Source organism: Burkholderia sp. L-4 (genome assembly GCF_056856535.1).
In genome coordinates, this window is record NZ_JBXEOX010000002.1 from 726,134 (window position 1) to 739,398 (window position 13,265).

At 63.7% G+C, this 13,265-nt stretch carries 10 protein-coding genes; 6 read left to right on the top strand and 4 right to left on the bottom strand.

Features of this window, described 5'->3' with window-relative positions:
* The first annotated feature begins 399 nt into the window (after window positions 1-399).
* A complete protein-coding gene (locus AC1VVG_RS20030) occupies window positions 400-2,649 on the top strand; it encodes a hybrid sensor histidine kinase/response regulator (RefSeq protein ID WP_034187556.1) in 2,250 nt (749 codons plus the stop codon).
* 45 nt (window positions 2,650-2,694) lie between these two features.
* Here AC1VVG_RS20030 and AC1VVG_RS20035 read toward each other — a convergent pair whose 3' ends face one another.
* The gene (locus AC1VVG_RS20035) at window positions 2,695-3,249 is read right to left on the bottom strand and encodes an NADPH-dependent FMN reductase (RefSeq protein ID WP_034187555.1); all 555 of its coding nucleotides are present in this window, start codon (window positions 3,247-3,249) and stop codon (window positions 2,695-2,697) included.
* 367 nt (window positions 3,250-3,616) lie between these two features.
* Between AC1VVG_RS20035 and AC1VVG_RS20040 the strand changes: the two genes are divergently transcribed.
* On the top strand, window positions 3,617-4,216 hold the full coding sequence (locus AC1VVG_RS20040; RefSeq protein ID WP_034187554.1) for an RNA polymerase factor sigma-70: 600 nt from the start codon (window positions 3,617-3,619) through the stop codon (window positions 4,214-4,216).
* Complete coding sequence (locus AC1VVG_RS20045) at window positions 4,194-4,409, top strand: zf-HC2 domain-containing protein (RefSeq protein ID WP_049036026.1); 216 nt, start codon at window positions 4,194-4,196, stop codon at window positions 4,407-4,409. The genes AC1VVG_RS20040 and AC1VVG_RS20045 overlap by 23 nt, the downstream gene beginning before the upstream one ends.
* Before the next feature lie 130 nt (window positions 4,410-4,539).
* Here the strand turns inward: AC1VVG_RS20045 and arsC are convergent, their stop codons facing one another.
* Window positions 4,540-4,896, bottom strand: a complete 357-nt coding sequence (gene arsC, locus AC1VVG_RS20050; protein ID WP_034187837.1) for an arsenate reductase (glutaredoxin) — start codon at window positions 4,894-4,896, stop codon at window positions 4,540-4,542.
* Window positions 4,897-5,867: 971 nt separating this feature from the next.
* On the opposite strand from arsC, the gene parA reads away from it, so the two are divergent.
* Together parA and AC1VVG_RS20060 are read left to right on the top strand one after the other, a co-directional pair.
* A complete protein-coding gene (gene parA, locus AC1VVG_RS20055; RefSeq protein ID WP_006480195.1) occupies window positions 5,868-6,530 on the top strand; it encodes a ParA family partition ATPase in 663 nt (220 codons plus the stop codon).
* 23 nt (window positions 6,531-6,553) lie between these two features.
* Window positions 6,554-7,615: a ParB/RepB/Spo0J family partition protein gene (locus AC1VVG_RS20060; RefSeq protein ID WP_069705640.1), complete on the top strand. Its 1,062-nt coding sequence runs from the start codon at window positions 6,554-6,556 to the stop codon at window positions 7,613-7,615.
* Between the two features lie 92 nt (window positions 7,616-7,707).
* Here the strand turns inward: AC1VVG_RS20060 and AC1VVG_RS20065 are convergent, their stop codons facing one another.
* Window positions 7,708-9,075, bottom strand: a complete 1,368-nt coding sequence (locus tag AC1VVG_RS20065) for a replication initiation protein (RefSeq protein ID WP_034187552.1) — start codon at window positions 9,073-9,075, stop codon at window positions 7,708-7,710.
* A gap of 1,822 nt (window positions 9,076-10,897) precedes the next feature.
* Between AC1VVG_RS20065 and AC1VVG_RS20070 the strand changes: the two genes are divergently transcribed.
* Window positions 10,898-12,079, top strand: coding sequence for a DNA-binding protein (locus AC1VVG_RS20070; protein ID WP_034187836.1), 1,182 nt, complete (start codon window positions 10,898-10,900; stop codon window positions 12,077-12,079).
* 137 nt (window positions 12,080-12,216) lie between these two features.
* On the opposite strand, the gene AC1VVG_RS20075 is transcribed toward AC1VVG_RS20070, so the two are convergent.
* Window positions 12,217-13,236 carry a tyrosine-type recombinase/integrase gene (locus tag AC1VVG_RS20075; protein WP_124608553.1) on the bottom strand — a complete coding sequence of 340 codons (1,020 nt, stop codon included), beginning with the start codon at window positions 13,234-13,236 and terminating at the stop codon, window positions 12,217-12,219.
* Window positions 13,237-13,265: the final 29 nt, after the last annotated feature.

Here is a 13,265-nt window from a genome sequence, read left to right on the forward strand (position 1 = left end):
CGTTCGGGCGCGGGGCAACCGCCTTGCGGCCGTGCGCGGGTATCGCGACGCGGGTGCGCGCGATGCCCGCGCGGCGGTCGCCGGCGGGCGCATCTATCTGTCATAGGGAAAGCAAGGCGCGATTCTCGGAGTAAACCGGAGGCGATGCAACTCGCCATTTTCACCATTTCGAACAGAATTGGTCCGATCGCCCGTCATTCCGAAAACAGCCGCGATCATTTTCGAGATAAGCACGCAAAATTTTTCCTTGTGTACGTTTGCGCTGCCGGATTCGTCGCGTTTTCAATCTGACAATCTCCCCCTGTCGGAATCGACAGGATCGCGGCGCGGCGGGGCTGCGCGGCCGGCCGCCGCAACTCGTTTATGATGGCAGGCACCTCCGCTTCGCCCGCCTCTTCGATGACGTCCGACCGGCCCGCCGACTCCCACGCTCCCGCCTCCCCGCCCGCCGATGACTGGCAGGACGACGGCGGCTACGCGTCCGGCGCACCCGAACACGATTTCGCGGTCCGCCGCGTGACGCTGATCGTGCTGCTGGTCGCGGCGATCGTGCTGCCGTGCATCTACGTGGTGGTGATGGCGTACAACGACCTGAAGACGCGCGAGGCCGCCGCGAGCGACGTGACGATGCGCACCGTGCGGGTCGCCGAGGAACACGCGCTCAAGGTGTTCGACCTGAGCGAGACGCTCGACGCGCGCATCGTCGACCTCGTGCAGGACATGGACGACGCCACCGTGCGCGACAAGGAGTCCGACATCCACGAAGCGCTGAACACGATCGGCGGCGGCTATCCGCAGGTGGCCGCCGTGTCGATCTTCGGCGCGAGCGGGATGCTGCTCGCCAACAGCCTCTACTACCCGGCGCCGTACGCGTCGATCGCGAACCGCGACGACTTCGCGGGCATCCGCGACGGCAAGGTCATCGAACACATCTCGCGGCTGATGATGGGTCCGCTCAAGCTCGAGAACATTCCGGTGTTCAACACGGGCGTCGCGCGCCGTCATAGCGACGGTTCGTTCGCCGGGATGGTGTCGATCGCGCTGAAGTCGTCGTATTTCAATGCGTTCTATCGCGACCTGCTCGGCGGCGCGAGCACGCCGATGACGATGGCGCTCGCACGCTCGGACGGCGCCGTGATCGCATCGTATCCGCCGCCGCCGTCGCTCGCGCACACCGATCGCTCGGTCACGTTCGGCGACACGCGCAACGATCCGCGCGCGGGCGTCGTGCGCGTGCGCCACGATGGCGCGAGCAGCGAGATCGTCGCGTACCGCCAGGTCGGCAGCTATCCCGTGTACGTGACGTGCGCGTACCGCACGTCGGCGATCTGGCATGAATGGTACGAACACCTGAGCGTGCTGTTCATCTCGATGTTCGCACCGTCGATCGCGCTGTGGTCGGTGATCTGGCTGTCGCTCAAGCGGTTGAAGGCGGAAGAGGAGGCATGGGATCGCTGGCAGGCCGAAGCATCGATGCGGCGTTCGATCGAGTCGGCATACCGGCAGTCGCGCAAGATGCAGGCGCTCGGCAACCTCGTGGGCAGCGTCGCGCACGACTTCAACAACCTGCTGATGATCATCTCGAGCAACGTGCAGATCGCGCGGCGGCGCGGTGTCCAGCATCTCGACAAGGAACTCGGCGCGATCGAGCGCGCGCTGAAGAACGGGCAATCGCTCACGCGCCAGCTGCTCGGCGTCGCGCGCAAGCAGCCGCTGCACAACGAGACGATCGACGTCGGCCAATGGCTCGGCACGTGCCGCGAACTGCTGAAGACGTCGCTCGGTTCGAAGTCGTCGCTGGTCGTCGCGATCGAGCCCGGCGTCTGGCCGATCCGTGTCGACGTCGCGGAACTCGAGCTCGCGGTGATCAACCTCGCCGTCAACGCACGCGACGCCATGGCGGCCGGCGGGCGCTTCACGGTCGGCGCGCGCAACGTGACGCTGCGTCGCGAGGACGGCTTCCCGCTGACCGGCGACTTCGTGCAGATCTCGCTCGACGATACGGGTTCGGGCATGGCGCCCGACGTGCTCGCGCGCGCCTTCGAGCCGCTGTTCACGACCAAGGCGCCGGGGATGGGGACGGGGCTCGGCCTGCCGCAGGTGTTCGCGTTCTGCGAGCGCTCGGGCGGCCTGGCGACGATCGACAGCGCGGTCGGCGCCGGCACGTCGGTGCGCCTCTATCTGCCGCGCGCACGCGCCGAGGACGTCGTCGCGCGGCCGCAGGCCGTCGCGCACGATGCCGGTTCGGGCACGCTCGCCGGCCTGCACGTGCTGCTCGTCGAGGACAACAGCGAGGTCGCGGCCGGCACGGAAGCGCTGCTGTCGCTGCTCGGGCACCGCGTGACCTATGCGCCCACCGCCGACGACGCGTTGCGCCTGATCGAAGGCGCGGCCGCGAACGACGCGTTCGACCTCGTGATTTCGGATATCCACATGCCGGGCCGCCTGAACGGCATCGACCTCGCGGAAGCGGTCGACAAGCGGCCGGGGAAGTTGCCCGTGATACTCGTCACGGGTTATGCGGAGGAACTCGACCGCACGCGCACCGTCAACGTCCGCGTGCTGTCGAAGCCGTTCGACATCGCGCTGCTCGACGAAATCCTGCTGGGCATCCGCGAGGCGCGCGACGCACGGCACGCCGGCGCGTGACCCGCTGCATGCGGGCCGGCGCCGGCGGCGGGGCGGGCGTGACGCTCAGGCCGATTTGAGCAGGCGCACCCAGCCCGCGTAGCGATCGACGAAGCCCTGCAGGAACTTGCGGGTGTCCTCGCTGACGATCTGGCCTTGATCGTCGATACGAGCGGGATCGTGCTTGATGAACATCTCGGGCTGACCGAGCGTCTTCACGTCGAGGTACGCGAGCACGTTGCGCAGGTGCTGCTGCGCGAGCGCGGTGCCCGCGGCGCCCGGCGACGTGCCGAGCACCGCACCCGGCTTGCCCGACCACGAGTTGGAACCCCACGGGCGCGAGCCCCAGTCGAGCGCATTCTTCAGCACGCCGGGAATCGACCGGTTGTATTCGGGCGTGACGAACAGCAGCGCGTCGGCGGCTTCGATCGACTGCTTGAAGCGCTTGGCGACGTCCGGGAAATCCGCGTCGTAGTCCTGGCTGTACAGCGGCAGTTCGCCGATCTCGACGAACTCGAACGAAAAATCGGCGGGGGCGAGCGAGATCACGGCGTGCGCGAGCGCACGGTTCGTCGAAGTACGGCGCAGGCTGCCGACGACGACCGCAACACGATAGGACATGGCATTCTCCTTCCGGTGAGTAAGGAATCGGATCGATTGCTTCCGAATGGGCGACAAAGGTCTGTTTATAGGCAAGCCAGCCCGCGAGCCGTCCCACGGGGCCGTCCGGCCGACTTTCCACAAGGTTTTCCACAGAAATTGTGGATAACTCGACCGTTATGTTCCGACGTTACAGATTGCCCGCCGCGCGACGCCGTCGACGCGCGAGCCGGGGTTCGGCAAGCATAGCGCAGCCGGCAGGCCGGTTTCGTGAAATCGTGACCGAACATGCGTTGCGGGCAAGCGGCGCGCCCAGTAAGCTGCTCGCACCGCGATGCGCGCGCTCTGTCGCGCAGGCGCGACCGTTTCGACACACTGCAACCCAGACATGCCGTCCGCCTACGACGATCCCGTTTATCTCGCACAACTGCGGCGCGACCTGCTGCGCTTCGCGCGACTCCAGCTCCGCGATGCCGACGCGGCCGAAGACGCCGTGCAGGAGGCACTGACCGCCGCGTGGTCGCACGCGGGCGATTTCGCCGGGCTGTCGGCTCACAAGACGTGGGTGTTCGGTATCCTGCGCAACAAGCTGATCGACGTGCTGCGCGCGCGGCAGCGGACGGTCAACCTGTCCGCGCTCGACGCCGAACTCGACGGCGAATCGGTGCTCGACCGCGAACTGTTCAAGGAAAACGGGCACTGGGCCGCGCATGCGAAGCCGCGACCGTGGCCGAAGCCCGAGACGCTGTTGCAGCAGCAGCAGTTCTGGACGCTGTTCCAGGCCTGTCTCGACCACCTTCCGGAACAGATCGGGCGCGTGTTCATGATGCGGGAGTTCCTCGACGTCGAGATCACGGACATCTGCAGCGAATTGACGCTGACGACGAATCATTGCAGCGTGCTGCTGTATCGGGCGCGCACGCGCCTGCGAACCTGCCTGAGCGAAAAAGGGATGACGACCGAAGATGCTGCCGGGGAAATGTACTGACATCACGCGACTGCTGTCGGATGCGCTCGATCGGCATCTGACACTGCACGAGCGACTGCAGGTGCGCGTGCATCTGCCGACCTGCAGCGGATGCAGGGCCTATCGCGGACAGATTTCGCTGTTGCGGACGGCCGCGAAAGCGGCGGCGGGGCGGGCGCCGGACGATGACGGTGCGCCGTCCGGTGAACGCTAGGATCCGGTTCGTCGTGTTGTCGCCGTCGTTCGTCGCGTCGCGGGCGGCCGATGGCCCGGCGATCGCGTCGGCGTCGGATGCCGGTGCGAACGTCGGGCTGATGCAATAAGAAAAATACGCCGGGCAATAATTATTCGAACAGCGCCTTCACCGATTCGGGCGGCCGGCCGATGGCCGCCTTGCCGCGGTACACGACGATGGGCCGCTGCAGCAGAATCGGGTGCGCGGCAATCGCGGCATAGGCTTCGGCGTCGGTGAGATCCGCGCGAGCCAGATTCAGCGCCTTGTACGGCTCCTCGCCGTCGCGCAGCATGTCGCGAACCGGGCGGCCGAGCTGCCGATGCAGCGTTTCCAGTTCCTCGACCGTCGGCGGCGTCTTCAGGTACTCGACGACGTTCAGCGGCGTGCCGGCGGCATGCAGCGACTCGACCAACGCAAGCGTCTCGCGCGACTTCGAGCATCGGGGGTTGTGGTAGATCGTGATCATCATTCAGGCCTGGATGGTAGAGCCCGGTATTGTAGCCAGTCTGTGCCGGGGGCCCCGAAGGTGGTCAGGGGCGGGCGCGAGTGGGCTGGTGTATCGCCGCGGCGATCGGACAGGTGGCGCCTCGTCGATGCGAGCCGCGAGAGGGGTGTGCTATCCGGAGAATTCGCGTCAAAGAATGGATGTGTTTATGCGCATAAAGTCGGGCAGCGTGCGATCGCGGGATGAGGCGCGGGATCTGCGAGCCAATGCATCGTGGCTCCCTTTGCATTGAGAGAGGGGGCGGGGAATGGCGTGAGCCGCTTGGTTTATGCGCATAAATTCCGGTCGCCGGAGGAGGTGCGTCGCGATTCACGGCGTGGTTGCATGTCGATATTCCACGGCCTCGAGGGGCCGTTGTATCGATATGCGGCTTGGCCACGGCATCATCGCGCATCGGACTCAGGCGGAGACTGCGCGTGGCCCGTCGCTCATCGCCATCGAGCGTCACCGGTTTATGCGCATAAACACGTCGCGCCCGAACAGGCCGTCGCATCGATGCCGACGCGCTCAAACCACACGCACCATTAAAGCCACATGCTTGGTCAGGGTACGCCGCTCACGCCCCTCGCTCGCGAACGACAGCCCATTTGGCCTCGATGTTGATCCGCTCGATCCCCGCCGAGTTTATGCGCACAAACTCCCCGACTCTCTGGCAAGCGTCCCCCCATCCATCGAAAGGGCAGTGCTTCGGGACATCGTAGCGCGCGCCCACTCATCTCGCCGACATCGATCGCCGCGACACATCCATCGAGTAGCCCATCGACATCGCCAGGCCTCCGCCACACGATCCGATCGAGCCATCGATCTCCTCCGTCCCGTTTATGCGCATAAACCGATAGCCCGAATGGCTAATGCGTAGTTGTCGAACGACAATTTCATTGAAATTCAAATATCGTCCTGTAGAATTCCAACGACCAAAACAGGAGTGAAAATTGGCCGCGGAAATCATTGCAGTCACTCAACAAAAAGGCGGCGTCGGCAAAAGCACGATTGCCATGCACCTCGGCGCCGCGTTCCATGAAAAAGGGAAGCGCGTCCTCGTCATCGACGCAGACCGTCAAAACACGCTGGTTCACTGGTCGAGCGCATCCGGCGACAGCGACAACGGCATCCCGTTTCCGGTCGTCAACCTCGCCGAAGCCGACGGCCAGATCCATCGCGAGATCAAGAAGTTCATCAACGACTACGACATCATCGTCGTGGACTGCCCGCCGTCGATCACCGAGAAGGTGTCCGGTGTCGTCCTGCTCGCCGCGTCGATTGCCGTGATCCCGACTTCGTCGTCGCCGGCCGACTACTGGTCGAGCGTCGGGCTGGTCAAGCTGATCCAGCAGGCGCAGGTCATGAACGAAGACCTCCGCGCGGTCTTCCTGCTGAACAAGACCGAAGAGAAGCGCATGCTGACCCGCGAGCTCAAGCGCGCGCTCGAGGAACTCGGCTTCCCGTTGCTGAAAACGCAGATCCCGACCCGGGAAGCGTACAAGCAGGCGATGGCGCTCGGTCAGACCGTGCTGCAGATGAACGATCGCGGCGGCAAGCTGGCCGCCGCCGAAATTCGCGCATGTGCCGACGAAATCGTCGCCATGCTGCCCTGACTTTATGCGCATAAAGGAGTCACATGAAACCTTCCCAATTTGCCAAAGGATTCCAAGCGCGCCCGGATATCACGACGAGCGAGAAGCGCACCGCGCTTGATCGGCTCAATGCGATCGACGGCATCGTCAAGTCCGAGACGCCCACGCCGACGCCGACCAAATCCGCAAAGAAAGACATCGCTTCGCCGCCTGCTCCGGAATTCACGATCGATCCGTCGATCGACGAGTCGCCGCAATATCGTGCGTGGCGCCTCGAGAATCGTTACGCACCGGGCCAGGTGATCGAGCTGTCGCTGAAGGCGATCAAGCACAGCCCGTTCAACCCGCGGCACTTCTATCTGAAGGCGTCGATTGCCGAACTCGCGGTCAACCTCGCGAAGCAGGGGCAACAGCAGGCGATCCACGTGATTCCGGATTACGACAATCCGGGCACGTATTTCGTCAGCGACGGCGGTCGCCGCGTGCGGGCGCTGAAGGAAGCGAACAAGGAGTCGGTCAAGGCGATCGTGATCGACGTGCCGATCGGCATCCAGAGCTACAAGCTCGGCTACGACCTCAACGTCCAGCGCGATTCGCAGACGGTATTCGACAACGCCGTCGTGTGGCGCCGCTTCCTCGACGACAAGCATTTCCAGAGCCAGAAGGAGCTCTCCGAGCACCTCGGGCTCGACGAGTCGACGGTGGCCGTTGCGCTGTCGATCGGCAAGCTGCCGGAAGCGATCATGCAGGAAATGGTCGCGCGTCCCGACCGCTTCGGTTCGAACATGGCGTATCAGGTCGGCCGCTATCACAATGCGCGCGGGACCGAGGCGACGCTGCGGCTGATCAACAAGATCGTGTCGGACGATCTCAGCACGCGCCAGGTGTCGGACATCGTCAAGGGCCGCGTCGCGGCGCAGGAAACGCCGAAGGCCGCGGGCCGCCAGCGCTATGCGCAGCGTCTCGAGATCAAGCTCGGCGGCAAGTCGGTCGGCGACCTGAAGTCGTATGGCGAGGATCGCATCGAGTTGCGCCTGCGCGGCCTCCCGAAGGACAAGCGCGACGCGATTCTCGAGCAGCTCGAGCGGATGCTGTTGTCGGAGTGATGGAAACGGCCGGCAGGGCCTGGTGAGGACGCCGGGCCCGCCCGATCGAGGGTCGGGGCCGGCGGCGGCCCGTCAGCGGGCCTGAGCGGGCCTCAGGCGGCCCGCGACTGGTTCAGCGTGAACGACAGCAGGTCGCCGTCCGTCGGCTCACCCCAGGTCTTCTGGGCCAGCCAGTCGAAAAAGGCCGTCTCGGCCAGCTTGGAATCGAGGCCGCGCTTGCGCCAGTCGTCGCGCAGATGCGAGCCCATCGTCGGCAGCGCCTCCGCTTCGAACGATTCGCGCGCCACTTCGCGCTCCGCGTCGCCCTGCTCTTCGTACAACACCTTCGCTTCCTTGCGGCGGAACGCCGAGAACTCGCTCAGCAGGCGCGCCTTCAGGTCGTCAGGCTGGGCCGCCGCGACCTTCGCGGACGGCGTGCCGGCCGGCAGCGCATCGACCGACTCGACCGGCGGCGCATAACCCTTCTTCAGCGCATCCTTGAACAACGCCGGCGCGCTGCGCACCGGCGGCAGCGTCGTGCTGCGCATCCGCTGTTCGGTCATCTGCAGTGCGGCGCGAATCCGGTTCTCCTCGCTGTCCGCATAGAGCGTCTGCGCTTCCTTCAGCGGGATCCCGAGCTTCACCATCCGGTCGACCAGCGTGCTGTCGAACACGTTCGGGTGTTCGTCGAGCGCGAGCATCGGCTGCTTGCGCTCGGTCACGCGGAACTGGATCTCGGCCACCCGGCGTCCTTCGCGGTGCTCGATCAGCTCGACGAAGATGTTGGTGACCGCGTTGACTTCCGCGATCGCGGGGCGCAGGTAGTCGCGCTTGAAGTACTTGTACTCGCGCTTCGCCTCGTCGCCGGCTTCCGTATCGGGCGTACCCGACAGGATCGGCCGCCACCATTCCCACGGCTCGCGCATCGTCAGGTGGCTCGGGTTCGTCAGGTAGCGCACGCAGATCTCGTACAGTGCGAGACCCGCGCTGCTGCGCAGCTGGCTCTGGAACTGCAGGCTCAGGCGCGCGTACTGGACCGGGTCGAGCAGTTTCTTCTTGATCTTCGGCGCGAACGAGAATTCGACCCACACGCGGCGGGTCGTCGGATCCTCGAGAATTTCGGCGTCGGCGATCAGCGTCGAGATCCCCCACTTGCGGCCAGGCTTCTGGCTCGACGTCCCCGTGCTCCATTCGACCTGCACCGACACCATGCGGCGCAGGTGTTCCTTCACCAGTGCGGTGTCGTTCGAATCGAAAGCGGAGTTGGCAACGATGTCCGACAGCAGCGCGCGGTAGGTATCGCCCGAGTCGTCGGCCTGCTGCGCGACGGCCAGCAGGACATTGAACAGCTTGCGAGTGAGGAGCGTGATCTTGCCGCTTTTCGGCTGAATGGCAATCGCCTCGACGGCCTTGCGCAATTCGGCGGAACTGGCACTCACCACATCCACATCGGTTTTCTTGGCGCGCTTCGTCGTGGCCATACGTCGGGTCGGAGGTGAAGTTTCCCGGAAGGATAGCGCCTGCGGTGATGTGCGTCCAGAACGACATGCTCACCATAGCCGGTGAAGCACGCGTGCAAAACAGCACTCACCCCAGCGACTCCCGAAAACCCTCACCGGTCCGTCATTGCGGCGTTCCGGACTCTTCCAGACGTGCCGCGGGATGCGCGGATTCACAGAATTTCACCTGTGCTCGACACGTGCGGAATTCGCTCCCGTATCGGCTCACCTTTCGATTTGTCGTAATTTTGCGACTTCACGGCCGGGGGTTCGGCACAGGGTTGCGATTGCCTTGCACCCTGCGTTCCGGATCGCCTCGCGGCGGCCTGTATGCATGTACAGGCGCGGCTCGCGGGAAGATCGGAATCGGGTCCGGCGTTCGACACGGCGCCGTCGAAACCGGCTCGTGCGGCCCGATCGGGCCTGATTTGCAGGTCCGGGCGCGCATTGTACAGCGGCCCAATCGGATCAGGTCCCGAAAATACTCACCTTGAGCACAGCTTGTTCTTTTACCTGGATGCCGACGAAGGCCCGACTCACGCGGGATTGACCGGTACCGCCTCCCGAAAACGCTCACCTTGCCGAAAAAAGGCTGTGCGTCGACAGGCACGGGAATGGCTCCCGAAAAACCTCACCGTAACCACCGCGGTATCAAAAACCTCAATGCGTTCCGATACTTATGCACAGAAGGCATTTGGCTGTGCGCGGTAGATGTCCCCCGAAAAGCCTCACCTTTCGGCGGGAATCCTTCATCCGACGACCCTGGGTCCGCCCCCGAAAAATCTCACCTGTGCCAAAAAGTGGCACAGCAAAAACGAGATTTCTTCCAGTCCTGGCGGGCTTTTCGGCGAATTCGGCCCCTCAAGGGTCCCGAAAAGCCTCACCTGTGCCCATTTTTCGGGCAAATTCCATTCCCGAAAAGTCTCACCTGTGAGCGAGCGCACAGCCTGTGATCCATGCCCCGAAAAAGCTCACCTCAGCGGGATCAGGGCAGGAAAACCCGGATTTCCCTCCCGAAAAACCTCACCTTTAGGGCATCACGGGCCCCTGAACGCACTTTTGCTGTGCAAAATGGCGCTCGGTTCCCGGAAATCCTCACAGCAAAATCTCGCGGAGTCCCGTGAAACCTCACCTTTCGCCCAAACTGCCTAAAAGATGGGCAGAATCGGGGCGCAAAGAAGGTCCCGCAAATTCTCACCTGTGTCTGCACAGGCAGAAAACTGTGCAGTCAGGCAGCGCGCGGGTTCTGTGGCTGTGCGGCCCCGAAAACGCTCACCTTTGGGAAATCTCGTGTTTCACTGTGATCCCGAATCCGCTCACGACCTTTCCTGCAACGGCTCACGCTGCTCCCTGAACCCCATCACGTCAGCTCCCGCAGACGATCACCTTGGCTCCCGTAAAACTTCACCTTGTCGGCTGGAAAGCCTTGCTACATAAGGCTGTGCCGTGGCGTTAACGTTTTTAACTAAGGGTTCAAGGGTGTTTACTTCTAATACTCTCAAGACATCGGCTGACGAGTTTTCCACAGACACCCCAACCCCTGAACACCCGCCGGCAAACGGATCCGTCGGCATGTGAAACAAATGCCCAAATTCGCGGTCCGCTAGAAAATGCTTGTACAACAAAGACTTAGCTGCTTTTCTTCGCTTTGTTTCACGGAATCCCGAACCACATTCGTCCGGATAGGCTCACAGACCCGCTTTCTGTGCATTACGACGTAAATTCACCACGCCTGCACAAAATTGGTATCAGGAAATACGTATTTCGTTATGATTGCCACATTTCAACGTTTGTGAGCCTGGTCATGACCCTGGATGAAATGCGCCAAGTCATTCGCGACGAACTGGAATCGCTGCGTGCCAGCGGTGCACGTCGTCAGGAATTGTCGCTGCATGCATGCAAGCGGTTGTTCTTCGATCTCGGCATCCGGCCATCGGCCGCCAATGTCCGCGATCTCACCCAGACCGGCAGCGCCAGCGACATTCCGAAAGACATCGATCATTTCTGGGAGCGCATCCGTTCCGCGTCCAAGATTCGGCTCGACGGTGCGGCGATCCCGAAGGCCGTCGAGGAAAAAGCCGGTGCATTGCTCGGCGCACTCTATGAAGAAGCGCTGAAAGCCGCACGCGACAGCCTCGATGGCGATCGTGAACAGGTTCGCGCCGGGATGGCCGACGCCGAACGGCGGTTGCGCGACGCAACCATCCGCCAGCAGACGCTGGAAGAGGCGCTCGCCCGCGGCGAAGCCCGGAACGAGCAACTGCAGGCCCGCGTGACCGAACTCGAAGTTCAGCTCGTGTCGCAATCGACGCACGGTTCGGCAAGCGAAGCCACGTTGCTCACCACAATCGCCCGACTGGAAAAGGAACTGGCCGCGGCGGCGGCCCGCATCGACACCGAGCAGGCGCAAAACGCTGCGCTGCGCGACCGGATCGATGCATTGCAGGCCGAATTGCAGCAGCGCACCGAGCACTACGCGCAGCAAATCAAGGACGCCGTGGCCGAAGCCGAACGCCGCGTCAAGCCGATGCTGGTCGAGCTGGACTCGTTGCGCAGCATGGCGTCGAGCTATCAGAGCGGGTTACGCGACGTTCAGCGCAAGGAATTCGATTTTCTGCAGCAACTGAGTTCGGCCAAGGCCCGCGCGGACCGGCTCGAAGAACAGCTGCGCACCCAGGGCGATGAGCTGGAACGCGCGACTCGCGACGCGAATGCGCTCCGCGCGAGCCGAGGAATGAATCCGGAAATCGCCGCGCTGATCCGGCGCCTGGCGGATGCCGGGCAGCTGGATGCGGAAGCGTTTTCCGCGATCGGCACGGCACTGGATCAGGACATTCCGGTGCCGGCCGAGTGCCCGCATTGCGACGGGGAGCCCGAGCTGTCACACAGCGAAGAAGGGTTTGAAGTGGCGTGCCCGGAATGCGAACACGCGTCGGGCGCATGGCCGTCCCGGTTCGAAGCCGTCGCGCGTTTTGCGCGTTCCTGACCCGAAGATCGGCAGCGCCTGCACAGGTGAGAGGATCCGGGACGCTTGAGGTGAGGTTTTTCGGGAGCTGTGAAACGGTGAGGCTGCGTCACGCAAGGCTGCTCACGGATCGTGTCGCGTGAGCAGCCGTTTCCGGATCAGTGAGTTTCGTCGCTGTCGGTTGCGTCACCGTTGTGCGGGGCCAGGCCATCGCGCCAGTTTTTCCACGCGCGATGCAGGCGGTTCGACGAGACCGGCCGCATGAAGCCCAGCCATTTACCCACGCGCTCGGGTGGCACATCGTGTTCGAACAGTTCGGCCGCATAGGTATTGCGCAGCGTTTGCGGGCTCGCACGCGCGGTGCGCGATGACGTGAGCCCGGCCGATTCGACGATCGCGTCGATCGCGCGCAGCATCGTCGCCTTGTGCATCGGCCGCCCGGCGTGCGATGCCGGGAACACGAGCTCTCCGGGGATATCCTGGCGCTTGCGTTCGGTGAGCCATGCCTCGAGCAGCGCGATCGCAAACGACGCCAGATGGGTCTCGCGCGCGTAATCCGGATGCGCCGCCTCGATCCGCAGCGACGTGCCGCTCGTATTGATGCAACTAATCGTGAGTGCCCGCGCTTCGCCAGTCTTGATGCCGGCGCCGAGAAACGCGGCGACGAGCGCCCGGTCGCGCCGTTCTTTCCAGTACGCGGAACCCGATACGCCGATCGGCGAAAACAGATAGGCGAGCAACGTCGCGCGCTCGGCCGGGGTGAGGAAGCCGGTCGGCTCGTTGTCGCGTGCCTTGCGCCAGTTCGCTTCGCCATCCTGAGCAATGAAGCGGGCCGGGTTCGTCGATGCGTATTCGGTGCGCCGGATGTGGTCGAGCACACGCTCGATCAGGCGCAGATAGCGCATGCGCTGCGTTTTCCTGATCGGCAGCTCGCCGACGAAGTTGGCGATGGTTGCCGTATCGACCGTTGCCAGATTCTTTTGATGTGCACGCATCCACGTGAGAAAGGCGCCCCATTGCGCACGATAGACGTCGGCCGACGAGCGACGATAGTCCTGCATCGCAAGCCATGCGTCGAACGCGGCTTCGGGCGAGACGATCCAGTCGGATGCACCGCGGTCGAACAGATCCGGTTCTTCCGGGCGTGCGGCGGTGCCGGGCGAGGTGGGAAGGGACATGGTATTTATTCCGTTAGTTGCGTATATGG